Here is a 24,493-nt window from a genome sequence, read left to right on the forward strand (position 1 = left end):
ACTTTAGAAACTTTTTTAACGTGGAGAAACAGTAAACAACCCGCCGCGCCTGCCGATATATCCACGTCAGACAAACCTGCATATTACAAAGGCAACGCATGTTTAAACGTATAAAAGTCATTACCCTTTTGATTTCGGTGCTGCTTGTGCTCGGCATCATGCAACTCGTTTCCGCCGGTATCTTTATCAACGCGCTGAATAACGATAAAGACAATTTCACCGTGTCGCAGCTATCCAGCAAGAACGTGGCGGAGTTTACCGATGCATGGATCAGCCTGAACCAGGCGCGCGTCACCCTGAACCGCGGCATGCTGCGTCTGCAAAGCAGCATGGCCTCGCAGATTAACGGCGGACAGCTCAATGAACTGGTAAACACGGCGAAAAACCTGCTGGCCAATGCCCAGTCTCATTACGACAAATACTATGCTTTGCCGAATACCCCAGGGCTGGATCCCAACCTGGCAAATCGCCTGGAAGAGCAGTACCGCAATTACTCCGCGACGCTGACCCAAATGAACGTTTTGCTCTCTCAGGGCAATCTGGAAGAGATGTTCAAGCAGAATGCAGAGCAGAAACAGACCGCGATGCAAAACGTTTACCGGGAATGGCGTGAAGCCCAGGCCGTGCTTACGGATAAAGGTATCAAAGATAACGAAAGTGATTACAAGCGTATCCTGTGGATCCTCTCTGCGGTTATGCTGCTGGTAATTATCGTGATTATCTCCAGCTGGATTGCCATGCGCCGCGTGCTGCTGTTGCCGCTGCAGGATGTGATAAGCCATATCCGCGCCATTGCCGCCGGTGATTTAACCCAGCCGATCCATGCAGAGGGTAAAAACGAGATGGCCGTACTGGCGCAAAACGTCCAGGAGATGCAAACCGCGCTGGCAAACACCGTGGGCGTGGTTCGTGAAGGTGCGGATACCATTTACACCGGTGCGGGGGAAATCTCTGCGGGCAGTAACGATCTTTCTTCCCGTACCGAGCAGCAGGCTGCCTCGCTGGAAGAGACGGCTGCCAGCATGGAGCAGCTGACGGCAACGGTGAAACAAAACGCCGACAATGCCCGTCAGGCTTCCCGTCTGGCGCTTGATGCCTCTTCAACGGCGAAGAAGGGCGGTAACGTTGTAGAAGGCGTGGTGCGCACCATGGACGAAATCGCCACCAGTTCCAGCAAAATTGCGCAAATTACCAATGTCATTGACGGCATTGCCTTCCAGACGAACATCCTGGCTCTTAACGCGGCAGTTGAAGCGGCGCGCGCAGGTGAGCAGGGGCGTGGCTTTGCGGTGGTAGCCGGAGAAGTGCGTACGCTCGCTCAGCGCAGCGCCCAGGCGGCGAAAGAGATCAAAGCGCTGATTGATGACTCTGGTGAGCGAGTTAACGCAGGCTCGCAACTGGTGAACGAAGCCGGGGCCACCATGGCGGAGATTGTTAACGCCGTGACTCGCGTCACCGACATTATGGGTGAAATTGCCTCTGCGTCTGATGAGCAGAGCCGCGGGATCGACCAGGTGGGCCAGGCGGTGGCAGAGATGGATCGTGTTACCCAACAGAACGCCTCGCTGGTGGAAGAGTCTGCGGCCGCAGCGGCCGCGCTGGAAGACCAGGCGGCACGCCTGAACGACGCGGTGGCGGTGTTTAAAATTGCCCGCAGCCAGGCAGTGAAGGCGGCTCCGGCGAAAACCTATGCGCCAAAAGCGCAGCCCGTTGCTTCTGCGTCTGAAGCCAACTGGGAAACGTTTTAAAAGCTTGCCCGGAGGCGGCTACGCCTGACCGGGCCTACGTTTTTGCAGGCCCTGCAAACGCCTCACATCTCCGACGCCGGAACGACCATCGGTTTTTCCGGCTTCGCTCTTACCGCCATCACTACCCCCATCACCAGCAGCACTATTCCACAGGCCGTTAACAGCGGCGGTACGCTCTGGCGCATCAGGAAGGTGTACAGCAGCCCGGCCAGCGTTTCGAAGACAATCAGCGGCCCTAAGATCACCGTGGGCAGTTTCTGGCTGGCGATATTCCAGCACAGTGCGCCCACCCAGGAACAGAGCACAGCGATAGCGATCATCAGCCCGACAAAGACCCACGGCCGCGGCCCGAAAGGGAGGGCGAAGTCCGGTTGTTGCTGCCCAGACCAGAGGCACGCCCCGGCATAGCCCACCAGCGAGACCGGCAGCGTCACCAGCGCCTGTGCCGTTGCCCACATCATCGGATGTTTATCCGGGTTCTCCCGCAACCATCGCGCATTACGCAGGGCATACCAGGCCCAGCAGGCGACGGAAATAAACGCTAAACCGATCCCCGAACCGTAACGCCAGACGCTGAAATCAGCGAGCCCGTGGCGAAGCTCGGCAATATTCACACAGACCAGCCCGACGCCCGTGCAGATCAGCGCGGGTACCATTTTTGACCATGCCAGTTTGCCATCGCGCTGGCTGTACAGCAGGTTCGCAAAGACGGGGATAACGACAGGCAGCGTGCCGATAATCATGGTCGATACCGGCGCGCCGGTACGCTGAATGGCGCTCGCCAGGCAGACGTAATAGATAAGGTTGCCCATCATGGTCAGCGCCAGCGCGGTCATCCAGTCCTGGCGGTTGAGCTGGCGTAAACGCGTACGACCGAGCCAAGCCAGCGGCAGGGCAATCAGCCCCAGCGCCAGATAGCGTCCGGTTGACTGCAGGGCCGCCGGATACTCGGGCACAATCAGCGGGCCGACAAAAATCAGCCCCCACATCAGCCCTGCCAGCAGGGCATACAACACGCCACTAATCATTATTCCATCCACATCAATTGACTTTGTACTCAGTGTAGAAGGGGGGATTGCGCGCGTATTGTATGAGATTGCGCATCAGCGCCCGATAACTTGTTTCTGGTAGCGGACGGGCGTAATCCCGTAGCGGCGGGTAAACGCGCGGGTTAAATGCGACTGGTCGGTCAGCCCGGTCGCGGCGGCCACTTCGGCGGCGGGCATGCCGTGCGTAAGGAAGCCTTTGGCGCGCCACAGGCGAATAGCCATCAGCATCTGGTGCGGCGTGACGTGGAAATGGGCTTTAAACTGGCGCTGAAAATGGTAAGGGCTGAGAGAAACCACGTTGGCCAACTCGTCCAGCGTCACGGCGTGCATGTAGTTGTCGTGCAGATACTCGCGTACCCGTTCGAACCGGTGCGCGCCTTCCTTAATTATTGGAGCGTGATGGGCCAACGGCTGGAAGGTCTCAATCAGATCCAGCAGCAGTCCTTTTTGCGCAAGTGGGTCCTGGGTATGCCACAGGCCGTAGATCAGCTGGCCGATTTGCTGCGAACGCAGCGGGTCGTGGCGGGTAACGTCGCTAAACCACCAGTGACGCAGGCCAGTCACCTCTTCCAGTAAAGCGGGTTCGATGTAAACCATCCGGTAGCGCCAGCCGCCTTCGGTGGCCGATTCACCGGTGTGGATCTCGTCCGGGTTCATGGTGACAACGGATTTTTCAGCGGCCAGGTGCTGGGTACCGCGATAGCGAAAGCGCTCGGCACCGGTTTCGATGGTGCCGATGCCGAAGGCTTCATGCGTGTGAGGCTCAAAGGCGTAGTCAGCGATATGCGCGTGATAAAGTTCCAGACCCGGCAACTGCGCCAGATGGCGAAAGCGCGCGCTGTCTCTCTCATCGCTAAATTGTTCCGGTACGCCTTGCACACTGATTCTCCTCGGGGGCTGTCTTGTGATTATCAGAGATGATCCGGGATTATGCACTAAACATCTTTGCGCGAACGGTCTTACGGTAATCCCCCGGTGAAACCGTGGTTTTATGTTTAAACTGGCGATTAAAGTGCGCAATATCCTCATACCCAACCGCGTTGGCGATCTCCTGAATACACAGGTTGGTTGATTGCAACATATTCATGGCTAACTCAATTCTGGCGGTTAATAAATATTGCAAAGGGGACATGTCAGTGGCGTTTTTAAAACGACGATTAAAGTTGCGCAAACTCATGCCAGCCATATCGGCAAGATTTTGCATTGATATATCTGAGGCGCAGTTGGCTTTAATCCAGGTCTGGATTTGCACAATATCTTCATCGGGATGGGGTTTGTTTTCTTCGCTGTAGCACTGACGATCAAACTGGCTACGAATTTCATGGAAAAATGTCCGTTGAGTATGTGTGGCTACCCGTTTTCCATATATCGTTTCAATAAAATGAATTGTCAGATCTGACAAGGCCTTAACGCTGGCGGCGCAGTAAATATTTTCGGCCTGGGTGAGAAAATGTTTAGTTTGTAATTTAACGCTGGGGTAATCGCGTGAGAATTGCCGGAAGTAGTGCCAGTGTGTGGTGGCGGGTTTCCCGTTAAGCAACCCTGATTCCGCCAGAAAACAACAGCCGGTTCCGACGGCAGCGATGCGGGTGCCTCGTGCGGCCTGCTCAGAAAGCCACGCCAGCAGCTCAGGCTGTTGTCTGACTACCGCGCGAGGGTTGCGCCACAGGGCCGGAATATAAATAACATCGTAGTGTCTGTCGTCGGCAAGTGTGGTGTCGGCAGTAATACTGAAGCCACTGTGCGTGCGGATCGGCAAACTGTTTATGCCGATGGTATTGACCTTCAAAATGCTTTCCGGTCGACAGAGCCTGAAACGCGATCGCTTTGCCGGGGGCGTATCTGTGTTGGCGTTTGTTTTTTGCTCAGCTAAATAGCTACTGGCCGCTGATTTCCACATTTCAATCGGTAGACTGAGGCCGGAACTTAGCATGCGTTCGCATAACACAAATCCTATTTGTGTATTTGTCATTTTTGATTAATACCTGTTTTGACTATTATTTTTGGTAGCTCATCTTTAACCTGGCCAAAAAAGTCAGCATTTTGGCTGGATTTTCATATTAGCTTTTGTTGGCGATTTGTAAACTAATATCTGTAAATTGTCTTAGCTTGATAACAAAATAAATTCACGACCAATACAGGATGGATTATGGTGAAATTACCCGTAATAACAGCATTTGGTGGCTATGGTCCGGCTGGTCGTAGTTCTTCTCATCATGCATTTCGCCGAATGGTTATAGAGTCATTATCCGAAGAGGAACGGCAGCAGACGTTATTATCGCTCGCTATCCTGATGGGCCTTCTTAAATATGATGAAGGCGGATATTGTGACATTTCCGGTAAAAGATTCACGCCCGATCAGGCTGCCGCGACGATAAAGAACGAGGCGCTTGAAGGATCCCTTATCAGAAAAATCACGGACGATAATTTTGATGTTGATGCCATCGTTAGTCATGCAAAATTGAATATGGCTTCGGACGAAAACGGTTTTAGTTTTAATATCTCTTCCAGACAATTACCTCAACCCTTACCGCAGGGATGGCATGCTGAGGAATTAACGGATCAGCGCGTGCGCATTACCGTCCGGGGTGATATGGACTGTAGAATTGAGACGCTGTTGCGCACGGAAGTTCAGGCCGCAGGTTTGCTACCACAAGGATTCCGGCCGGGTGACTATTACAATTCACAGTTTCACCCGCGGGCGTTGCAAATGGCCGTTGTCGGGGCGTCAGATGCGATCAACGCTTTGGGGATCCCGTGGCGGGATATACAGGCGAAAATTTCGCCGGATAAGCTGGGTATCTACTCGGGCAATATTATGGGACAGCTCGACGAGTATGGCTTTGGCGGAATGTTGCAGTCGCGTCTCAAGGGCCATCGCGTCAGCGCCAAGCAGTGTCCGCTGGGCCTGAACAGCATGTGCGCTGATTTTCTCAATGCCTATGTGCTGGGTAGCGTGGGCCACACCAGCGCCACGCTGGGAGCATGCGCCACGTTTCTTTATAACCTGAACGCGGCCGTCGAAGACATAAAAGCAGGGCGCATTCGCATGGCCGTGGTAGGCAGCGCAGAAGCACCGGTTACGTCAGAGGTGATTGAAGGTTTTGATGCCATGGGCGCGCTGGCGACAGAGAGCAAACTCAGGCATATCGATCAGACGGAGACGGCCGACTGGCGCAACAGCAGCCGTCCGTTTGGCAATAGCTGTGGGTTTGTGATCGCCGAGTCCAGTCAGTATATCGTGTTGATGGACGACGAACTGGCGATGCAGCTCGGCGCAGAGATTCACGGTTCTGTGGGAAACGTCTTTATCAATGCTGATGGCTATAAGCGTTCGATTGCTTCACCGGGGCCGGGGAATTACATCACTATGGCAAAAGCTGTCGCCTCTGCAGTGTCGATGGTTGGACTGGAGACGGTGCAAAAGGGATCGTTTATCCAGGCTCATGGTTCAAGCACGCCGAAAAATTGTGTCTCGGAAGCGGATATTTTTGACCGTGTTGCGCAAGCCTTTTCGATTCACAACTGGCCGGTGACGGCGGTGAAATCTTACCTGGGACACTCCCTGGGGCCTGCCAGCGGGGACCAGTTGATAAGCTGTCTCGGTGTCTTCCGCTATGGCATTTTACCGGGCATTAAAAGTGTGTCGCACATCGCGCCGCAGGTGAATAACGCGCGTTTACACATCCCTGTTCAGGACTGCAAATTAGAGGATGAACAGGGGCAAATTGCGTTTATTAATTCAAAAGGCTTCGGCGGTAATAATGCCACGGGGGTGGTTTACTCGCCGAAGCTTACTCAACAATGGTTGCGCAAACGCTATGGCGAACCGGCCTTTGCAGATTATCAGCAGCGTAACCGCCAGGTGCAACGACAGGCCCGTGCTTACGATGAAGCTGCCTCTCACGGCGAATTAAACGTTATTTATCTGTTTGGGCAGCAGGGGATAAATGAAGACGATATCAATATTGATATGAATGGCATCACTATTCCCGGCTTTGAAAAGCCTATTTCGTTTGCGAGGGAAAAAGAATATAGCGATTTTTAATTTCTACCTGCGACGTAAGCGGGGTTAACAGGAGTCACTTTTATACAGGCGCAAATTAATTTGAATACTATGTCAGCGGCAGGATTGAGTGCTTTATAGCGACTCTCTTTCGCAAAAGAATAGATTGAGCTGTGCTCTTTAAGCCCTAATCGAGTCGGTGGCGAGGTATTCCGCTTTTTATTTTACCCCGCCATCCGTAATAATAGCCTTCCCGTTACAAAATGGTTTTAACGCTTTCAGCCAGCGACGTGGTTGGTCGCCCAATCAATTTGCTCAGCGTATGGCTATCGTCAAAGAGCCCGCCTTTAGATGCGCCCACATCAGAGTCCGCCAGCATATCCGCCAGCCCGGCAGGCAGGCCGACACTCTTCAGCGCAGCGGCGAAATCCGCTTCGCTCATGTTCTGATAAACCACCGGTTTACCGCTCTGCTTGCTCAGTTCAGCCGCCAGTTCGCTCAGCGTCCACGCGCTGTCGCCTGCCAGTTCATAGACCTTGCCAGCGTGGCCCTCTTCCGAAACCACTTTTGCCGCCGCCGCCGCGTAATCCGCACGGGTGGCAGAGGCGATTTTGCCTTCACCTGCGGCACCGATAAACACGCCGTGTTCCAGCGCAGGCGGCGCGCTCGCCAGGTAGTTTTCGGTATACCAGCCGTTGCGCAGCAGGGCATAAGGAATGCTGGATGTTGCCAGCGCTTTTTCCGTAGCAACGTGCTCAACGTGCAGGCCCAGCGGTGAGTTATCCGCATGCAGCAGGCTGGTGTAGGCGATAAATATCACGCCAGCCGCTTTGGCAGCGTTGATGACGTTCTGGTGCTGCGTGGCGCGCTGACCCACTTCGCTGGATGAGATCAGCAGAAGTTTCTTCACACCCTTCAGCGCCGTGGTCAACGCGGCCTGGTCGGTGTAATCGCCCTGACGAACCACAATACCCTGCTGGCTCAGGGCTTCCGCTTTCGCCGGGTTACGCACAATGGCGACAATCTGGTTTGCCGGGACGGTTTTTAACAGCTGTTCGATAACGAGGCGGCCAAGCTGGCCGGTAGCGCCGGTAATCGCGATCATGATCAATCTCCTTCGTGTTTGTCTGGTGTTGTGGCACACTAGCACCATAACTAACTTTTAGTAAGTACGTACAAAAAGGTAAGTATTAAATGACGATACCGACACTCAGCGAACAAATGCGCGATGGTAACCTCTTCGCGGAGCAGTGCCCGTCCAGAGAGGTGCTCAAACATGTCACCAGCCGCTGGGGGGTTCTGATCCTGGTGGCGCTACGTGAGAGAACGCACCGCTTCAGCGATCTGCGCCGTAAAATGGGCGGCGTGAGCGAGAAGATGCTGGCCCAGTCGCTGCAGGCACTGGAGCATGACGGTTTTGTCGATCGCGTTTCGTATCCTGTTGTACCGCCGCACGTTGAGTATAGCCTGACGCCGCTTGGCGTAGAGGTGAGCGAGAAAGTGGCCGCGCTGGCGGACTGGATAGAGGTGAATACGCCAAAAGTAATGGCGAACCGGGATGAGCGGGCAGCGTAAAACCCGGGAATGTGCGGTCTGATGCCCTCAATCTAACCCTCTCCTACAGGGAGAGGAATAAACACTAAAAACGGCAACGTGCGTTGCCGTTTTGCTTTTACTTACTTAAATCCACCTGATAAATGGCGAACCCGATATCATCCGTCGCAACCTTCTTCATCGGATACTGCGCCTTCTCCTTAATAAACGCCGCAGCCTTATCCGACGGAGACGTTTCAATGCGAATATCCAGTGGGGTATCGCTGTGGATCGGGGCCAGACGCCAGTTGTTATCGACCGCCGGATGAATCTCTCCCGCCTTTTTCGACTCAGCGCTGATCCAGGCGGCAAGCACCGAGCGGTTCTCATCCGGGGATGCAAAGGCAATGTGGCTATCGCCGGTGCCGGCAAATTTGCCGCCATACGCGCGATAGTTATTGGTCACCACCAGGAAGGTGGCCGCCGGATCGACAGGCTTGCCCTTGAAGGTCAGGTTTTTGATGCGCTCTGCCTGCGGGTTAATCGCCTGGCACTCACCGTCATATTTCGCCGGCTGGGTGACATCAATCTGATAATCCACCCCGTCGATAACGTCGAAGTTATAGGTGCGGAACCCGTCCCAGTTAATCAACGACTGCGGCTTGCTGCTCTTCGGATCGATCTGGTTAAACTGCCCGGCGGAGCATTCCAGCCACTCTTTCACCTCTTTACCCGTTGCTTTAACCACGACCAGCGTGTTCGGGTAGAGATAGAGATCGGCGGCGTTACGGAACGTCAGATGGCCTTTTTCCACTTCAACATAGCTGGCCGGGTCATTTTTACGTCCGCCCACTTTGAACGGTGCGGCGGCGGAAAGCACTGGCAGGTTGGCTAAGTCCGGATCGCCCTGAACAAAATGTTCGGCATAGGCTTTCTGCGCCATGTTGACCACCTGAACGGTTGGGTCATCCTGTATCAGCGCCAGATAGCTGTACATGTTGTCGGCGGATTTGCCGATCGGCTTGCTAACGAATTCGCGGGTGGCGTCGTGGTCATGCTTGAGCACGTCGAGGAGTTTTTGGTCTTCAGCCGCCAGTGATTTTTTGGCGGCAGCATCGTAAATGGGGCGCGCTTCGGCTTTGGATCCGGTCACCTTCCAGCTGCCGCTGTCGTTATTGAGTACCAGATCCACCACGCCAAGATGATCGCCCCACATGCCGGGCATTACCGCCGGCACGCCGTTGAGCGTTCCCTTGTCGATGTCTGCCCCTTTGATGCTGGCAAAATCCTTACCCGGGAAGACCGCATGAGCGTGGCCGAAGAGGATCGCGTCCACGCCCGGCACTTCGCTCAGGTAGTAAACGGAGTTTTCCGCCATCACCTGGTACGGATCGGCAGAGAGGCCCGAGTGGGCGACAACGACCACAACATCCGCCCCTTTTTCACGCATCTCCGGTACATATTTACGCGCCGTTTCGGTGATGTCGTTAACGGTGACTTTGCCGGTGAGATTGGCTTTATCCCAGGTCATGATCTGGGGCGGTACAAAGCCGATGTAGCCAATTTTCAGCGTCTGCTTTTTACCGTCCTGATCAACAACCTCGGTCTCTTTAATCAGATAAGGGGTGAAAAGCGGCTTTTTGGTCTTAACGTCGATGATATTGGCGTTAACGTACGGGAATTTTGCGCCTGCCAGCGCATCGTGCAGGTATTTAAGACCATAGTTGAATTCGTGGTTACCGAGGTTGCCGACGATATAATCCAGGGTGTTCATCGCTTTATACACCGGGTGGATCTCGCCTTTTTTCAGCCCCTTTGCCGCCATGTAGTCACCCAGCGGACTCCCCTGAATCAAATCACCGTTGTCGACCAGCACGCTATTTTTCACTTCATTGCGGGCGGCATTGATCAAACTTGCCGTGCGTACCAGTCCGAATTTTTCCGTAGGGGTATCTTTGTAGTAATCGAAGTCCATCATATTGCTGTGCAGGTCGGTGGTTTCCAGAATACGGAGATCGACCGTCGCCGCCTGTACGCTCGCTGCAATCAGCGTCGCCAGGAGCGTTGCGCTAAACTTAATCATCAGAGGAGTCCTTTTTTCGATCCAGGCCACAAAAGAATATGTATCTATCGTTTGTTGCTTACAGAAGTGTGAATCCTGCCAGAAAAAAGGGCGATGAAACCGGAATTGCTTCACAGATAGCGGAATTGTTCACATTACGATATAAATAAAACAAAGAGTTATACCCACTGCGTTAACGAAGAGGTGGAGAATGTTAGATAAAATTTGTCAGCTCGCACGGGATGCGGGCGATGCCATCATGCAGGTGTATGACGGCGCACAACCGATGAACGTTGTCAGCAAGGCGGATGATTCCCCGGTCACGGCGGCGGATATCGCGGCGCATGGCGTGATCATGAAAGGGCTACAGGCACTCACGCCAGAGATCCCCGTGCTTTCCGAAGAAGCGCCGCAGAGCTGGGATGAGCGTCAGCACTGGCAGCGTTACTGGCTGGTCGATCCTCTGGACGGCACCAAAGAGTTTATCAAGCGTAACGGTGAATTCACCGTGAATATCGCTCTGATCGACAAGGGCAAGGCGGTGCTTGGGGTGGTTTACGCGCCGGTGATGAAAGTGATGTACAGCGCCGCAGAAGGCAAGGCCTGGAAGGAAGAGTGTGGTGTCCGCAAGCCGATCCAGGTGCGCGATGCGCGCCCTCCGCTGGTGGTCATCAGCCGCTCGCACAGCGACAGCGAGTTGGAAGAGTACCTGCAACAGTTGGGTGAACATCAGACGACCTCGATTGGCTCCTCGCTGAAATTCTGTCTGGTGGCGGAGGGGCAGGCGCAGCTCTATCCCCGTTTCGGGCCGACGAACATCTGGGACACGGCAGCCGGCCACGCGGTAGCCGCGGCCGCGGGTGCGCATGTTCATGACTGGCAGGGCAAGCCGCTGGACTACACCCCGCGCGAATCATTCCTCAATCCAGGCTTCCGGGTCTCTCTTTACTGAGCCAGCAGCTTGTGCAGCAGATCAACCACCTGCTGCACCTCTTCCTGGGTTAACGCCCCGTCTTTTACCCACTGCACCTGGCCGTTTTTATCCAGCACGATAATCGCGGAACTCTCTTCCTCAAGCTGCCAGGCTTTGCGCGTCACGCCGTTGCTGTCGACAATAAACTGCGACCACGGGTAGAGCTTTTTGTTGCTCTCAAGGCTTGAGCGTACAAACATCCCGGAGCCAGGGATGGCATCGTCGGTATTCACAATGGTGGTGGTCTGATAGCGGTCATGCGGGAATTTTGCGGCCTTGATCGCTTCCACCAGGTTTGCGTTTTTCTCTTTTGCAGATGTACGACCGGCAATATGTTGTACAACTCTCACTTTGCCCGCGAGCTGCGCGCTATTCCACGGTTTGTAGCTAAACTTATCATTGTCGAGAATCAATTCTCCCCGGTCAGCAATGCCGACTGGCGGTACGCGTTGTCCTTTTTCAATGTTGTGGGCACTCGCCCACAGGGGCAGGAGCAGGCATGCGGCTGCAAGAATGTTACGTAGGGTCATGGTGTTTCCTTATTGTATGCAGGTGATCCGACCACTTGGTCTTACGCTTTTAATCATAAGTGCGATCAATGGGCTTTTCCCGCAATCCCGATGCCAGTTTGCGGGCGAACGCACATATCCATAAAAAAACGACGGCTTATACTGCCTGTAGTCACAGTTTGAAAAGATTATTCTGAATAATTGTAATCAAACGGTAAATAAACTTATGCACACTGGGTAACTACGTAGTTCTGGTCTATAGTCATTGGGCAACAAAATTTGCGCTCAGAACAGTCGGGCCGATTGTGGCGCCGCAAGAGCGTATGATTCGCAGGAGATACAAGAATGAAAATTTTCCAACGCTACAACCCGCTTCAGGTGGCGAAGTACGTGAAGATCCTGTTCCGTGGACGGTTGTATATCAAGGATGTTGGCGCTTTTGAGTTTGATAAGGGCAAGATCCTTGTCCCAAAAGTGAAGGACAAACAGCACTTGTCTGTGATGTCCGAAGTCAACCGTCAGGTTATGCGTCTGCAAACTGAGATGGCTTAACCAACGTGCTATGCAGTAGTTAAAAAAACGGCTCCCGATGGGAGCCGTTGATGTTTGTGGGGGCAGGAACCTTACGCCGACACCTTCTCTTCCGCATCCGGCAGCTTCGGCACCAGCACGGTCGGTTTGTTATCGATACGCGTCACCAGCAGCTGGTCGATGCGGTAGTTATCAATATCCACCACTTCAAACTTGTAGCCGGAGAACTTCACCGAGTCGGTGCGCTTCGGGATTTTACGCAGCATAAACATCATAAAGCCGCCGATGGTCTCGTAGTTGCCTGACTGCGGGAACTCGTCGATATCCAGCACGCGCATCACGTCGTCGATTGGCGTTGCGCCGTCAATCAGCCATGAGTTCTCATCACGCGCCACAATCTGCTCTTCCAGACCCTGGCCGACCAGGTCACCCATCAGCGTGGTCATGACGTCGTTGAGGGTAATGATACCCACCACCAGCGCGTATTCGTTCATGATAACGGCGAAGTCTTCACCGGCGGTTTTGAAACTTTCCAGCGCTTCAGAGAGCGTCAACGTGTCCGGTACAATCAGGGTATTGCGGATCTGCACGCCGCTGTTAAGCGCCAGGCTTTGGTTCGCCAGCACGCGGTTCAGCAGATCTTTGGAATCCACATAGCCGATGATGTGGTCGATATCTTCATTACAGACCAGGAATTTAGAGTGCGGGTGCTCCGCGACTTTATTCTTCAGGCTCTGCTCGTCTTCATGCAGATCGAACCAAATCACGCTTTCACGGCCCGTCATGGAAGAGGGCACGGTACGGGATTCCAGCTCGAACACATTTTCGATCAGCTCATGCTCTTGCTTACGCAGCACCCCGGCCAGCGCACCGGCTTCTACCACGGCATAGATGTCGTCGGAGGTGATGTCATCTTTACGCACCATCGGCAGTTTAAAGATGCGGAAGATGACGTTCGCCAGGCCGTTGAAGAACCACACCAGCGGACGGAACACGAACAGGCAGAAGCGCATCGGGTTGATGATACGCAAAGCCACAGCTTCTGGCGCAATCATACCGATGCGTTTCGGGGTCAGGTCAGCGAACAGGATGAACATCCCGGTGACCAGCGAGAAGGAGAGAATAAAGCTCATCTGCTCGGCAAGTTCGGCGGACATGTACTGCACGAACAGGCTGTAAAAGGCCGGAGAAAACGCTGCATCCCCCACGATACCGCCGAGAATAGCGACCGCGTTCAGGCCAATTTGTACCACGGTGAAGAACGTTCCAGGATTTTCCTGCATCTTCAGGATACGGGAAGCATTGATGTTGCCTTCGTCGGCAAGCAGCTTAAGTTTGATTTTACGGGACGCGGCCAGCGAGATCTCGGATATCGAGAAAAATGCGCTGACGGCTATCAGACAAAGTATTACTAAAATACTGTTTAACATAGTTTATCCGGCTTCTCGCCAGATCCTCGGAAGGGAAGTTGATACCATTTGTGTGGAAACACATTGAATGTCAGCTCGTAGCGTTGAGCTGATTATTTCAGCGGGTAGTATAGCGTAAAGAGATGTAAACCTGCCAGAGGTCACGTTTTGGAAATCATGGTATTGAAAATACCAGCGGTAAGGAGGATCGCCTGAGAGGAGGCTTAGCTGATCAGCACTACTACCGCAGCACATTTCCTCTTCATAGCGGGGGAGTGACAATCGGTAACTAGGTATGATTTATGAAGAAACGTTTCTCTCATCTCGGAGGATGCTTCTAAACTATAGCTTTGTATGTATTCTTTAGCAAAAAGAAGGTGCTTTGACTTACTCAGCTCATTTAACTTTTTATATGTATTTATCTCAAATTAACTTGTTAGGGATGTAATCTATTCCTATGGCTCTTTTGTGGATTTTGTGATGAATATCAACGATATATTATTATTTTTAAAATAACAATGGGTTTTTTCATTACACAGCAATGGAGTTACAATGAAACTTGAACGGATTGAAATTCAAAATTTTAGAGGAATAGGTACTGCATCAATTAATCTAGAAAATTTCACAACATTAATTGGTTCTAATAACATTGGAAAGTCAACAGTTTTAAAAGCCATCAAGATTTTAGTGGATACTACAAATCCGACTACAGAGGATTGGCCTTTTAGACAAGCAAGTGATGGAGAGCTTATTATTGCAGGCTATTTTATTGATATTCAAGATTGGGAAAGAACAAAACCGGCAATTTCAAATCTCATTCTTAATGATAAGTTGGCGATAAGGGTAAGGGCTACTTGGGATGAAGATAATAATTGTATTTCCCTCCCTATTTATGAGGCCTACTGTCGTAGGGAAATTATTGAAGGATTTACAAATAAAATTACGGAGGCCAGACGAGTACCATATCTTTTAGAAATTATAGAGCGTCTTGATGTAAATAGTTCAGAGGCGTATAAAGCAAACTTACAGCAAGTGATTGAGATAATAAGAACGGAATATCCTGACAAAGTTACAACAGAAGAAGGATGGTCCTCGGAAAATATTAACTTTAAAAACAGCCTCCAACAAGCCTTACCTCATATATTATATATACCTGCATGCTTTAAGATAGAGGATGATTTAAAGTCACAAAAAGGAACTCCATTTGGGCATTTATTTTCTAATCGAATCTTTCCTGCGCTACAAGCTGACTCTTCTTTTTCCGGTTATCTAGATTCTGCTAATTATATGCAAAGAAAAATGAAAGGGGAAATCGACGGTGAGACAATTGAAGGTTTAATGGAATTGATGGATTCTATATCAGAATCACTTAATAAAGTAATGGACATTTCTTCAAAAGTAAAACTATCTGTTGGCGAAATTGACATTAATTCAGTATTTATGAAAGCTGCAGGTTTAGTGATTGAAGATAGACTGGAAACCCAACTTGAATATCAGGGGAGTGGTGTGCAAAGAGCACTTGCATATGCTCTTCTTGAATCGAATGCTATTTTTGAAGTAAGCGAATCTAGACGCTCAACAATAATCCTCTATGAAGAGCCTGAATTGTATATCCATCCTCACTTAATGAGATTACTAAGAGATACATTACGAAGTAAATCTTCAGGTTCTGAATGGCAGGTGATTGTAAGTACTCATTCTCCATTTTTAATAGATATTGCAGAAAACCCTTCATCATTGAAGCTACTCAAAGATCACGATAATGGTACAAGAACGGTACACGAAATTAATGAGGATATCTTTAGTGTCGGGGGGCAATATAATGAAAGAGATATGCTGAGAGCAGCCTTAGATTTTCACCCCACAGTATGCGAGGCTTTTTTTGCTAAAAGAGTAGTAGTTGTTGAGGGCGATACCGAAGTCGCTATTTTGCGTTTTGCAGAAAATCTATGTGATAAATTTGAAATTAATAAAAGGCTTGTCAAAGATACAACTATCGTTTCGGCAGGCGGAAAATGGACCATACCAGCAATTGCGAGAATTCTGAGGAAACTTAATATACCATTTAAAGTGATTCATGATACAGACCGAAAAGGTAGGACAGACCAAGAGCTTGAGGCTCTCTCACCAATTAGTGAATATAAAGCTAACGAAAAGATTGAAAGTATCGTAGGTGCAGATGATGTATACCGTGTTGATGATACATTTGAACACGTTTTATGGAATTTAGAAACAGATGGTGAGGCTCCAACAGATGGTGGAAAACCATTCAATGCTTGGAAGAGAATGTGATCTTATATAAATAACGAAATAGTATTGCATGAAAATTGTGAAAGAAAATTAAGAGAGATTACTCAGTTCATTTATGGATGATGTAATTGTATCTAGTCATTCATGCCAGAATATCTGACATGAATGACATTTCTTCAATGAATGTATTTAGTAAAAACCATTGTCGTTGGTGTCTTGATTTTTATTAAATTGTTTTTCTACGGAAACGCTCTCCTAAGTATCTTTATTCGTTCTAATTCAAAGAATAGTACTTTTTTATCAGTAAAAAATTGTCTGGGAAGAATATATACCCTCCTTGATACTATCATTGCTTATTTTATACTTGAAAGATTGAGCTTATTCACTGCACGACGGGCAGCATCGCCTCCCCATACCTGATCGTACTCATAGCCTGTGAGCTGTTTTATCACCACACGGGTATTGGCATCGCAGTCGCGGTAATCGCCGCCCAGCTTACGGCGGGCAATCTCCTTGAGAAGCAGTTTATGCGTCTCGCGGGTGAGCTTGAACTTATAGGTAGTGAAGAAGCTCACCGCCAGCAGGGCTGCCGTCGCGAAGATCATCAGGCCTATAATCGCCCCCAGCGCGCTTTCAGGCTGTGCGCCGCCGCCCTTCACAAAGCCGGACTCCTGCAGGACCAGGCCAATAATCATGATGGCGATCGCCACGGTGCTTTTGCGGGTCAGGACCATCACCCCGGCAAAAATCCCTTCGCGGCGCTGCTGCGTCACCATCTCGTCAATATCAGGAATGAAGCTGTAGATATTCCACGGTATGTAATAGAGGCCTGCTCGGGTGGCGCCCAGCAGGATAAAGACCGCCGTGAACAGCAGCGTGGGCACCTGGGTTTTGGTCAGGTAGACCGTAAACAGGAACACCAGCACGAAGAATATCCCGCCGTAAGAGAGGCGCAAAGCGGCAGAAGGGGAGACATTCAGCCTGTTCAGCAACAGCATAAATCCATATGTGCCAGGTACCGAGGCGAAAGCCGCAATGCTCAGCCAGCCGGAGACGGCTGCCGCGTCCTGGCTCAGACAATACACGACATAATAGGTAAAGACCGAACCGAATACGTCCATCGCCGTAAATGAAAAGATATAAATAATAATATGCAGGCGGAACGCGCGAATACGGAAAGAGGAAAAGAGATCCAGCACCAGATATTTCAGGTGATTAATTAATCCGCTGCTGCGCTGTTTATCCACTTTAAACGTGGATGGCTGTTGCACATCTTTCGCTTCCCAGGTGGTATACCAGGTAATAAATACCGCAATACAGAATACGCAGGAGAATATCAGCCCGGTAAGAGTATAGGTAAACGGATTATCTTTCCCCGTGAACTGCATAATGACGCCGGGAACGGAAACCGCAAGAAAGCCGCCGAGCTGAGAGCAGATCATGCGCACACCGGAGAGACGGCTACGCTCTTCATACCGGTTAGTCATCTCAGCGGCCAGGGTTTCCCAGGGCACCAGCACCATCGCCGACAAGAGCTCAATAGAGAGGTAAGTGCCCAGGTAATACCAGTACCCCATATCTGTCATCCACAGCAGGGCATACAGAAACATTAAGGGTGAACTGAGTAATAAAAAGAAGCGGCGACGGCCAAATTTACGCCCGAGCCAGGTATCACCGAAATTATCAGTGATATAACCCATAATCGGGCTTAATAACGCATCAATGACGCGGGCAATAGCAAATATCGAACCCGCTTCGACGACAGAGAGCCCGCAATAGGTGGTGTAAAAAAATAAAAGCCAGGTGCCGATAATGGCGAAAGCGCCTCCGCCAAACAGATCGGTTATACCGTAGCCGAGCGCCACGCCATAACCCACTCTACGTTCAGTTGGTTTGACCATAATAATATCCAGTGTAGGGTAATGATTAACCCGATCTGTCGGGTCGTTTTTTATTTACTGCTGGAATACAAATTACGTTCTATTAATTGATTTCTATCCATTGCCTTAATTGAGATGATCGATAAATAGCCTCCACAAGGGTGAGTGATTTCCCGGCTTCACGGATATCGGTGTAATCCGTGTAACCGGGGTGAGTGATAGCCTGATAAAAACGGCGGATCGCCTGCTGGTGGCCCAGCCCCCAGTAGCTTTTGACCGAACCGTCCGGGGAGTCGTCGCAGGTGAGCCTGACGCGCTCACCCGGCGTCACGCGCCAGAGCGTGTTGTCGTTGAGCAGCAGCGAGCCCTGCTCGCAGTGGATCTCCATCAGAAGCGGGGAATCAGTGGTATTGCAGTTGCTGGCGTAAAACAGGCCGCGCGCGCCGTTAGCAAAGTGCAGCGTGGCCATCGCGCTGTCTTCGCCTTCCGTCACGTCCGCCAGTTCACCGCTATCCACCACACCTTTCACACGCGTCACGCCGCCGGCGAACCACTGCATCAGGTCGAGGGTATGAATGGCCTGGTTGATCAGCAGGCTGCCTCCTTCCGTAGCCAGTCGCCCACGCCACGGACTTTGGGTGTAGTACGCGCCCGAGCGTGACCACGTCAGCACCGCTTTGATGCTGAGCATTTTTCCCAGCTCGCCTTCGTCCAGCGCCTGGCGAATGCGCAGGCTGGTGGGGTTGAGCCGGTTCTGATAACACACGCCGAGCAGACCCGTAGCCTGGTCAGCGGCGCGGGTGATATCCACCAGTTCGCTGCTGTTCATGCCCACCGGTTTTTCGCAGAAAACATGCTTTCCGGCGGCGAGGGCCGCCAGAATCATGCTTTTATGCTCAAAGTGCGGCGTGCAGATATGGACCACATCGATGGCATCATCCAGCAGCATCTCCCGGTAATCCTGATAGAAGCGGCACTGATAGCCCAATGCCAGCTTCAGCCCTTTGACGCTGTCGATATCTGCCAGCGCGCGCAGCGCAACGTTGGGGAGCTGGCGCAGCGCATTCACGTGGCAACCGTGAATCGCTCCGGCGCCGATCACCGCCGTGTTCAGGAGCTTCATTGTCGCCTCCCGTTATGCCGTTGCGTTGGCCAGCATCTGTGCCTTCACGCAGAGCTCCGCCGCCTTAAAGGCGTGAGCCTGGGTCATGGCATGTTCAGTACGATGCAAACAGTCGAGGATCAGTTCGCCAAAGAACGGGAATCCGACCTGGCCGGCGACCGGATAACGGAACTCCCCCTCGTTATTGACGAGATACACCACATCCTGTTCACCACGGGTGAGATCGACATATTTGCGGATCTCAATATAGCCTTCGGTGCCCAGCAGCGTCAGGCGGCCATCGCCCCAGGTCGAGAGCCCGTCAGGGGTAAACCAGTCGCAGCGGAAATAGCCGCTGGCGCCGTTTTCCCCTTTCAGCATGGCATCGCCAAAATCTTCGAAGGCGGGGTACTGGGGGTGTTTAACGTTCCGTACCTGGCTTGCCACCACGGTGGCGTCACTGTTGCCGGTGTAAAACAGGAACTGCTCAATCTGATGGCTGCCGATATCGCATAGAATGCCGCCGAAATAGCGCCGATCGTAGAACCAGTCAGGGCGGCCGGTCCCTTCCCGGTGCGGGCCCGTCCCCAGCGTTTGTACGACGCGGCCAATGGCCCCTTGCTGCACCAGTTGTCCGGCAAAGACCGCGCTCTCAACATGCAGGCGTTCGCTGTAATACACGGCGTATTTCCGGCCCGTTTTTTCCACCATGGCTTTGGCATCTGCCAGTTGTTCAAGGGTGGTAAGGGGGGCTTTATCGGTGAAGTAATCTTTGCCTGCGGCCATCGCTTTTAGCCCCAGCGCGCAGCGCTCGGCGGGAATGGCGGCGCCAGCTACCAGACGCACCTCATCGTCGGCGAGTATGACATCCAGGGAGTCTGCAACCCTGGCCTGCGGATACTGCTGAATGAATTTATCCACTTTTGCCGGATCGGGGTCGTAGACCCATTTCAGCGTGGCGCCCGCTTCAATCAGGCCGTTACTCATGCCGTAGATATGGCCGTGGTCGAGCGCGGCAGCGGCAAAGACAAACTCTCCTTCCCTGACAACGGGCTGAGGTTTACCCACTGGCGCGTAGTTCATGCCGTCATTTTTGTTCATGGTGTTACTCCTTCATCCAGATCTTTGCCCAGGGGAATCGCACCGACTTCGCTGAAGTTGGCGACGCTTGCGGATTTTTCATAAAAACGGGGGGCGAGGGCGTTGGTCCCGCCGGTACGGTAAAACGGATCGTCGCGTTGAATCGGCAGCGAAACCACGCAGCGGGTGACGGCGGATTTATAGATCGCGGTTATCAGCTCCAGCGAGCGTTTGCCCTGCAGACCATCCACTAACGGCGCCGTGCCGTGCTCGATGGCATACAGCAGGTCGTTAATCTGCCCGGTGTGCAGCGTCCATTCGAGCTTCGGCGTCTCGTGAAAAACGGCGTTAAGCTGCGCTTCCCGTTGCCGGTCCCGATCCTCCTGGGGGAAGCCGTTATCAGCGCTGACGCTGGCAAAGGCCTGCCACGGTGCAGAGATGCGCGCCTTTTCACCCTGGATAATGATTTTCTGATCTTCTCCGTGGTGCACGACCGAGGCGGTTAGCTGAGTGAGTGCGCCGCTGGGGTATTTAAATATTGCCGCGCTGAGATCTTCGACTTCAGCGTTGTCGTGCGCCACGTTGGTCATCATAGCCACCACTTCAGACGGGAAACCCAGCATCCACTGAATGGCGTCGATGTGGTGAACCGCGTGGTTAAGGGTGCAGCCGCCGCCCTCTTTTTCCCAGGTGCCGCGCCACCACAGGTCGTAGTAGCAGTGTCCGCGCCACCAGAACGAGTCCACCTGGGCATGGCACACCTTGCCAGCAAGGCCCGAATCCAGCGCCGCTTTTAAACGCCAGAAGGCATCGGTAAAGCGGTTTTGAGCGATGATGGCGAGCAATTTACCGCTGGCCTGTTGCGCGGCGATCATGGCGTCGCACTCCTCCAGCGAGGCGGCCATTGGTTTTTCGCACAGCACATGGCAACCCGCATTGAGGGCATTAATGCTTATCTCTGCATGAACGTGGGGCGGCGTGCAGACGTCGACAATATCGATATCTGGCTCTGACGCCAGCATCTGCTCGTGGCTTTCATACACGCGTGCGTCCGTCAGGTTGTAGCGTGCTTTTTTCTCGTGGGCTTTTTCCGGGTAGATATCGACCAGCGCGACGATCCGGCAGCGTTGGCCAAACTGCAAATAACCCTGAATATGGTTATGCGAGATATTTCCTGTTCCCACGATAGCGACATTTAACATCGTTTCTTCTCCTGAGTTACCAGGTGCCGGAGGCATCCAGCGTGACGCTGGCGGTCTCTTTAGCCACTGAGGTGCTGATACGCTGTTGAAGCAAGCGCAGATACTGTTTCTCGTTGAGCGGGAGGTCGACCCAGTCGTCGGTCCAGGTGGAGAGGTGCATGGCGTTGGAGAGCGTTAACCCGTGGATCCCTTCCAGCCCCGGGGCAATGAGCGGCTCGCCGCGCAGGATGGCGCCGCAGAAATTGGCGGTAATGACGTGGTGTTCGCTGCATTCCGGGCCGACGGGAAGCGTGACCTCCCAGCATTCCGGTTCACCAAAGCCGTTTTGCCAGCGGGCGTTGAAGGCGGTTTCAGATTCCCGCAGCCGCCAGTAGCGCAGTTTCCCTTCTTCGACGACCACCTTGCCGCGATCGCCGACGATCTCCAGCCGGTTGGTCCCCGGCGTTTCAGCCACGGTCGTGATAAATACGCCCGTCGCACCGTTGGCGTATTCGGCGTAGGCGGTGACCTCATCTTCCACTTCAATGTCGCGATGCTTACCAAACTGGCAAAACGCGCGCAGACGGATCGGCATACCAACCAGCCACTGCCAGAGATCGAGCTGATGTGGGTCCTGATTGAGCAGTACGCCACCGCCTTCTCCTTTCCAGGTGGCGCGCCAGCCGCCGGAGTTGTAGTAGCTCTGCGAGCGATACCAGTTGGTAATGATCCAGTTGGAGCGGCGGATCTCACCCAGCTCGCCGCTGTCGATCAGATCTTTCACCTTCTGGTAGAGCGGATTCGGGCGCTGGTTGTACATGATGCCGAACACCACATCGCAGGTCCGGGCACAGGCGTTCATTTCCTGCACCTGCGCCGTATATACGCCGGCCGGTTTTTCGCAGAGCGTGTGGATGCCGTGGCGCATTGCCAGCATCGACAGACGCGGATGCTCGTAGTGCGGCGTTGCGACAATCACCGCGTCGATAAGTCCGCTCTGAAGCATCTCCTGCGCATCGCTGAAAAGGGGGAGGGAGCCGACCAGCTGGCGAATGGCCGGATGCTTTTCCGGTGCATTATCACAAACCGCCGCCAGGCATGCGTCACTGACCGTACCCGCCAGTAAATAACGGGCGTGGACCGTACCGATATTACCTATTCCGATAATGCCAAAACGTACCTTCTCCATGTCACACCTTAATTTCAGTTGAAATGAGGGATGACCGGAAAATAGGAAAGGGGAGCCGCAGCGACAATGTGTTTTTGTGAGAATACTCGCAAGCTGTTTAAGTAATCTCCAGGGTATCTGAAATTTGGTTTTAAAATCAAAGCGCTGTTTCTGCAAATATTTGCAAAAACTGATTGAGAGCGAGGTCACACTATGCCGGGCAGGTTAAAAATGGAGGAGATTGCGACCCTGACGGGGTATTCCGTCAGCACGGTTTCGCGGGTATTAAGCGGCAAGTCTTATGCCAGCGATAAAGCCCGTGACGCGATCGTTCGCACCGCGCGCGAATTAGGTGTTCTGGAGGCAATGGCAAGCGGAAGGCTGTTAATTAACGGTATCGCTGTCTTTGCCCCGGAAAGAACTTTTCAGGGGCGTGGAGACATTTTTTATCTGGAAGTGACCAAAGGCATTGCTGAAGCGTGCGCCCCGCATAACGTGTGGGTCAGTTGCTGCGGATTAGAAGAGCAGCACGCCGACGTGAAATTGTTTATGGAAAAGGCCAGCCATAAGAATATCAACGCAATAATAATTATTGGGACTGATGATTCCACCATCTTTAAACTGGCGAGCACGCTGAATAAGCCCTGCGTATTGATTAACTCCGTTGATCGGGATCGGGTGCTGGACGCCGTGTCACCCGATCACCGGGCGATTGGTTTCACCGCCATGCAGTACCTTTTTGAGCAGGGGCACCGCCGAGTGCTCACGCTCACCTGCCTGCGGCGTGAGACGCTGTATGCGCGTCTGGACGGCATTAAAGAGGCGTACCGCCATTTTCACGTGGCCTTTGATCCCCAGCGTGATTTGCTGGTGACGGAGTGGTTTACGGCAGAGGAGGCCGAGCGGGCGCTGGATGCATGGCTGTTAAGTCATGACAGATCGCAGTGGCCAGAGGTGATTTTCCCGAACAGTACCAGCATGACGGAGGGGGTGATCAGGGCGTTAACGCGCCATGGGCTGCGCATTCCGGAAGACATTTCGCTCATTACGACCGATTTTGCATGGAATTTAGCGCACCGTCTGGAAAAACCGATCACAGGCGTCACGGTGCCCTGCCGTGAGCTGGGGATTGAGGCCGTACACCTGCTGCAAACGCGGCTCAACCGACCTCAGGCGCCGGTCTATAACCTGCTGTTGCAGGGCAAAGTCATGGATTACGGCTCAGTCAGTAATGCCACGCGCCACGCGGCTCGCGTGGCGCTGGATCAGTAATCAGGCAAGCTGCGGCGGCAGGCACACGCCGATGCCACCAATTCCGCAGTAGCCGTACGGATTTTTGTGCAGATACTGCTGGTGGTCGTCCTCGGCATAGTAGAACGGTTTCGCGGTGGTGATTTCCGTTGTCACCTCGCGCGTATCACCTGCGTCGCGCATGGCCTGCTGGAAACGCTCCTTACTGGCGAGTGCGGCGGCTTCCTGCTCAGGCGTGAGCGGATAAATCGCCGAACGATACTGGGTGCCATGGTCATTACCCTGACGCATACCCTGCGCCGGGTCGTGGTTTTCCCAGAACACCTGCAGTAGCTGTTCATAGCTGATGACGGACGGGTCGTATACCACGCGTACGGCTTCAGCATGGCCGGTCTCGCCGGAGCAGACTTCGCGGTAGGTGGGGTTTGGCGTATATCCGCCCGTGTAGCCCGCCGCGGTGCTGTAGACGCCAGGCAACTGCCAGTAGAGGCGTTCCACGCCCCAGAAGCAGCCCATGGCAAACAGGGCGATTTCCATGCCTTCAGGTACGTTGGTCATGGAATGGCCATTCACGGCGTGTAAGGTTGCGACTGGCATAGGGGTGTTGCGTCCCGGTAATGCATCTGCTTGTGAAACCAGATGCTTTTTGTCGAATAAACTCACGATGGGGCCTCCCGGGGTGCGATGTTTCGGTTAAGGTTGTCACGAAGCGTTTAATTGAACACAATAAATGCGCTGAATGAGTCTAGATTTAATCATAA

At 52.7% G+C, this 24,493-nt stretch carries 20 protein-coding genes; 7 read left to right on the forward strand and 13 right to left on the reverse strand.

What is annotated here, in order from left to right:
• The first annotated feature begins 98 nt into the window (after positions 1–98).
• Complete coding sequence (locus ECL_RS02900) at positions 99–1,748, forward strand: methyl-accepting chemotaxis protein (RefSeq protein WP_013095313.1); 1,650 nt, start codon at positions 99–101, stop codon at positions 1,746–1,748.
• A 62-nt stretch (positions 1,749–1,810) separates the two neighbouring features.
• On the opposite strand, the gene ECL_RS02905 is transcribed toward ECL_RS02900, so the two are convergent.
• The 3 genes from ECL_RS02905 to ECL_RS02915 form a co-directional block, all read right to left on the reverse strand.
• A complete protein-coding gene (locus ECL_RS02905; protein ID WP_013095314.1) occupies positions 1,811–2,776 on the reverse strand; it encodes a DMT family transporter in 966 nt (321 codons plus the stop codon).
• A gap of 75 nt (positions 2,777–2,851) precedes the next feature.
• Positions 2,852–3,676, reverse strand: a complete 825-nt coding sequence (locus tag ECL_RS02910; protein WP_013095315.1) for an AraC family transcriptional regulator — start codon at positions 3,674–3,676, stop codon at positions 2,852–2,854.
• 49 nt (positions 3,677–3,725) lie between these two features.
• On the reverse strand, positions 3,726–4,769 hold the full coding sequence (locus ECL_RS02915; RefSeq protein WP_235123410.1) for a GlxA family transcriptional regulator: 1,044 nt from the start codon (positions 4,767–4,769) through the stop codon (positions 3,726–3,728).
• A gap of 177 nt (positions 4,770–4,946) precedes the next feature.
• On the opposite strand from ECL_RS02915, the gene ECL_RS02920 reads away from it, so the two are divergent.
• Entirely contained in the window at positions 4,947–6,845 is a 1,899-nt protein-coding gene (locus ECL_RS02920) for a beta-ketoacyl synthase (RefSeq protein WP_013095318.1), read from the forward strand.
• A 214-nt stretch (positions 6,846–7,059) separates the two neighbouring features.
• Here ECL_RS02920 and ECL_RS02925 read toward each other — a convergent pair whose 3' ends face one another.
• The gene (locus ECL_RS02925) at positions 7,060–7,908 is read right to left on the reverse strand and encodes an SDR family oxidoreductase (protein WP_013095319.1); all 849 of its coding nucleotides are present in this window, start codon (positions 7,906–7,908) and stop codon (positions 7,060–7,062) included.
• 89 nt (positions 7,909–7,997) lie between these two features.
• Between ECL_RS02925 and ECL_RS02930 the strand changes: the two genes are divergently transcribed.
• On the forward strand, positions 7,998–8,378 hold the full coding sequence (locus ECL_RS02930; RefSeq protein ID WP_013095320.1) for a winged helix-turn-helix transcriptional regulator: 381 nt from the start codon (positions 7,998–8,000) through the stop codon (positions 8,376–8,378).
• A 97-nt stretch (positions 8,379–8,475) separates the two neighbouring features.
• Here the strand turns inward: ECL_RS02930 and ECL_RS02935 are convergent, their stop codons facing one another.
• On the reverse strand, positions 8,476–10,419 hold the full coding sequence (locus ECL_RS02935; RefSeq protein WP_013095321.1) for a bifunctional 2',3'-cyclic-nucleotide 2'-phosphodiesterase/3'-nucleotidase: 1,944 nt from the start codon (positions 10,417–10,419) through the stop codon (positions 8,476–8,478).
• A gap of 190 nt (positions 10,420–10,609) precedes the next feature.
• Between ECL_RS02935 and cysQ the strand changes: the two genes are divergently transcribed.
• Entirely contained in the window at positions 10,610–11,350 is a 741-nt protein-coding gene (gene cysQ, locus ECL_RS02940; protein ID WP_013095322.1) for a 3'(2'),5'-bisphosphate nucleotidase CysQ, read from the forward strand.
• Here the strand turns inward: cysQ and ECL_RS02945 are convergent.
• Complete coding sequence (locus ECL_RS02945; RefSeq protein WP_013095323.1) at positions 11,344–11,901, reverse strand: YtfJ family protein; 558 nt, start codon at positions 11,899–11,901, stop codon at positions 11,344–11,346. The genes cysQ and ECL_RS02945 overlap by 7 nt on opposite strands.
• Before the next feature lie 324 nt (positions 11,902–12,225).
• On the opposite strand from ECL_RS02945, the gene ECL_RS02950 reads away from it, so the two are divergent.
• A complete protein-coding gene (locus ECL_RS02950; RefSeq protein ID WP_008501430.1) occupies positions 12,226–12,432 on the forward strand; it encodes a DUF1107 domain-containing protein in 207 nt (68 codons plus the stop codon).
• A gap of 71 nt (positions 12,433–12,503) precedes the next feature.
• On the opposite strand, the gene paeA is transcribed toward ECL_RS02950, so the two are convergent.
• Complete coding sequence (gene paeA / locus ECL_RS02955; RefSeq protein ID WP_013095324.1) at positions 12,504–13,841, reverse strand: polyamine export protein PaeA; 1,338 nt, start codon at positions 13,839–13,841, stop codon at positions 12,504–12,506.
• 531 nt (positions 13,842–14,372) lie between these two features.
• On the opposite strand from paeA, the gene ECL_RS02960 reads away from it, so the two are divergent.
• Positions 14,373–16,112, forward strand: coding sequence for an ATP-dependent nuclease (locus ECL_RS02960; protein ID WP_013095325.1), 1,740 nt, complete (start codon positions 14,373–14,375; stop codon positions 16,110–16,112).
• Positions 16,113–16,423: 311 nt separating this feature from the next.
• On the opposite strand, the gene ECL_RS02965 is transcribed toward ECL_RS02960, so the two are convergent.
• The 5 genes from ECL_RS02965 to ECL_RS02985 all read right to left on the reverse strand — a co-directional run bounded on the left by ECL_RS02965 (position 16,424) and on the right by ECL_RS02985 (position 22,502).
• Positions 16,424–17,971 (reverse strand): MFS transporter, encoded by a 1,548-nt coding sequence (locus ECL_RS02965; protein WP_013095326.1) that lies wholly within the window; start codon positions 17,969–17,971, stop codon positions 16,424–16,426.
• 82 nt (positions 17,972–18,053) lie between these two features.
• Complete coding sequence (locus ECL_RS02970) at positions 18,054–19,073, reverse strand: Gfo/Idh/MocA family protein (RefSeq protein WP_013095327.1); 1,020 nt, start codon at positions 19,071–19,073, stop codon at positions 18,054–18,056.
• Between the two features lie 12 nt (positions 19,074–19,085).
• Complete coding sequence (locus ECL_RS02975; RefSeq protein WP_013095328.1) at positions 19,086–20,153, reverse strand: Gfo/Idh/MocA family protein; 1,068 nt, start codon at positions 20,151–20,153, stop codon at positions 19,086–19,088.
• Positions 20,150–21,334 carry a Gfo/Idh/MocA family protein gene (locus ECL_RS02980; protein ID WP_013095329.1) on the reverse strand — a complete coding sequence of 395 codons (1,185 nt, stop codon included), beginning with the start codon at positions 21,332–21,334 and terminating at the stop codon, positions 20,150–20,152. Before ECL_RS02980 ends, ECL_RS02975 begins: the two co-directional genes overlap by 4 nt.
• Before the next feature lie 16 nt (positions 21,335–21,350).
• Positions 21,351–22,502 (reverse strand): Gfo/Idh/MocA family protein, encoded by a 1,152-nt coding sequence (locus ECL_RS02985; RefSeq protein ID WP_013095330.1) that lies wholly within the window; start codon positions 22,500–22,502, stop codon positions 21,351–21,353.
• A gap of 192 nt (positions 22,503–22,694) precedes the next feature.
• Here ECL_RS02985 and ECL_RS02990 point away from each other — a divergent pair, with 192 nt between their 5' ends.
• A complete protein-coding gene (locus ECL_RS02990) occupies positions 22,695–23,753 on the forward strand; it encodes a LacI family DNA-binding transcriptional regulator (RefSeq protein ID WP_029882373.1) in 1,059 nt (352 codons plus the stop codon).
• Here ECL_RS02990 and msrA read toward each other — a convergent pair whose 3' ends face one another.
• Entirely contained in the window at positions 23,754–24,395 is a 642-nt protein-coding gene (gene msrA / locus ECL_RS02995) for a peptide-methionine (S)-S-oxide reductase MsrA (protein WP_014830428.1), read from the reverse strand. It lies immediately after the preceding gene.
• Positions 24,396–24,493: the final 98 nt, after the last annotated feature.

The organism is Enterobacter cloacae subsp. cloacae ATCC 13047 (assembly GCF_000025565.1).
GTDB lineage: Bacteria > Pseudomonadota > Gammaproteobacteria > Enterobacterales > Enterobacteriaceae > Enterobacter > Enterobacter cloacae.

Coding starts and splice junctions, on each gene's coding strand:
- ECL_RS02900 (WP_013095313.1), top strand. CDS start 99: ATGTTTAAACGTATAAAAGTCATTACCCTTTTGATTTCGGTGCTGCTT.
- ECL_RS02905 (WP_013095314.1), bottom strand. CDS start 2,776: ATGATTAGTGGCGTGTTGTATGCCCTGCTGGCAGGGCTGATGTGGGGG.
- ECL_RS02915 (WP_235123410.1), bottom strand. CDS start 4,769: ATGACAAATACACAAATAGGATTTGTGTTATGCGAACGCATGCTAAGT.
- ECL_RS02920 (WP_013095318.1), top strand. CDS start 4,947: ATGGTGAAATTACCCGTAATAACAGCATTTGGTGGCTATGGTCCGGCT.
- ECL_RS02925 (WP_013095319.1), bottom strand. CDS start 7,908: ATGATCGCGATTACCGGCGCTACCGGCCAGCTTGGCCGCCTCGTTATC.
- ECL_RS02930 (WP_013095320.1), top strand. CDS start 7,998: ATGACGATACCGACACTCAGCGAACAAATGCGCGATGGTAACCTCTTC.
- ECL_RS02935 (WP_013095321.1), bottom strand. CDS start 10,419: ATGATTAAGTTTAGCGCAACGCTCCTGGCGACGCTGATTGCAGCGAGC.
- cysQ (WP_013095322.1), top strand. CDS start 10,610: ATGTTAGATAAAATTTGTCAGCTCGCACGGGATGCGGGCGATGCCATC.
- ECL_RS02945 (WP_013095323.1), bottom strand. CDS start 11,901: ATGACCCTACGTAACATTCTTGCAGCCGCATGCCTGCTCCTGCCCCTG.
- ECL_RS02950 (WP_008501430.1), top strand. CDS start 12,226: ATGAAAATTTTCCAACGCTACAACCCGCTTCAGGTGGCGAAGTACGTG.
- paeA (WP_013095324.1), bottom strand. CDS start 13,841: ATGTTAAACAGTATTTTAGTAATACTTTGTCTGATAGCCGTCAGCGCA.
- ECL_RS02960 (WP_013095325.1), top strand. CDS start 14,373: ATGAAACTTGAACGGATTGAAATTCAAAATTTTAGAGGAATAGGTACT.
- ECL_RS02965 (WP_013095326.1), bottom strand. CDS start 17,971: ATGGTCAAACCAACTGAACGTAGAGTGGGTTATGGCGTGGCGCTCGGC.
- ECL_RS02970 (WP_013095327.1), bottom strand. CDS start 19,073: ATGAAGCTCCTGAACACGGCGGTGATCGGCGCCGGAGCGATTCACGGT.
- ECL_RS02975 (WP_013095328.1), bottom strand. CDS start 20,153: ATGAACAAAAATGACGGCATGAACTACGCGCCAGTGGGTAAACCTCAG.
- ECL_RS02980 (WP_013095329.1), bottom strand. CDS start 21,334: ATGTTAAATGTCGCTATCGTGGGAACAGGAAATATCTCGCATAACCAT.
- ECL_RS02985 (WP_013095330.1), bottom strand. CDS start 22,502: ATGGAGAAGGTACGTTTTGGCATTATCGGAATAGGTAATATCGGTACG.
- ECL_RS02990 (WP_029882373.1), top strand. CDS start 22,695: ATGCCGGGCAGGTTAAAAATGGAGGAGATTGCGACCCTGACGGGGTAT.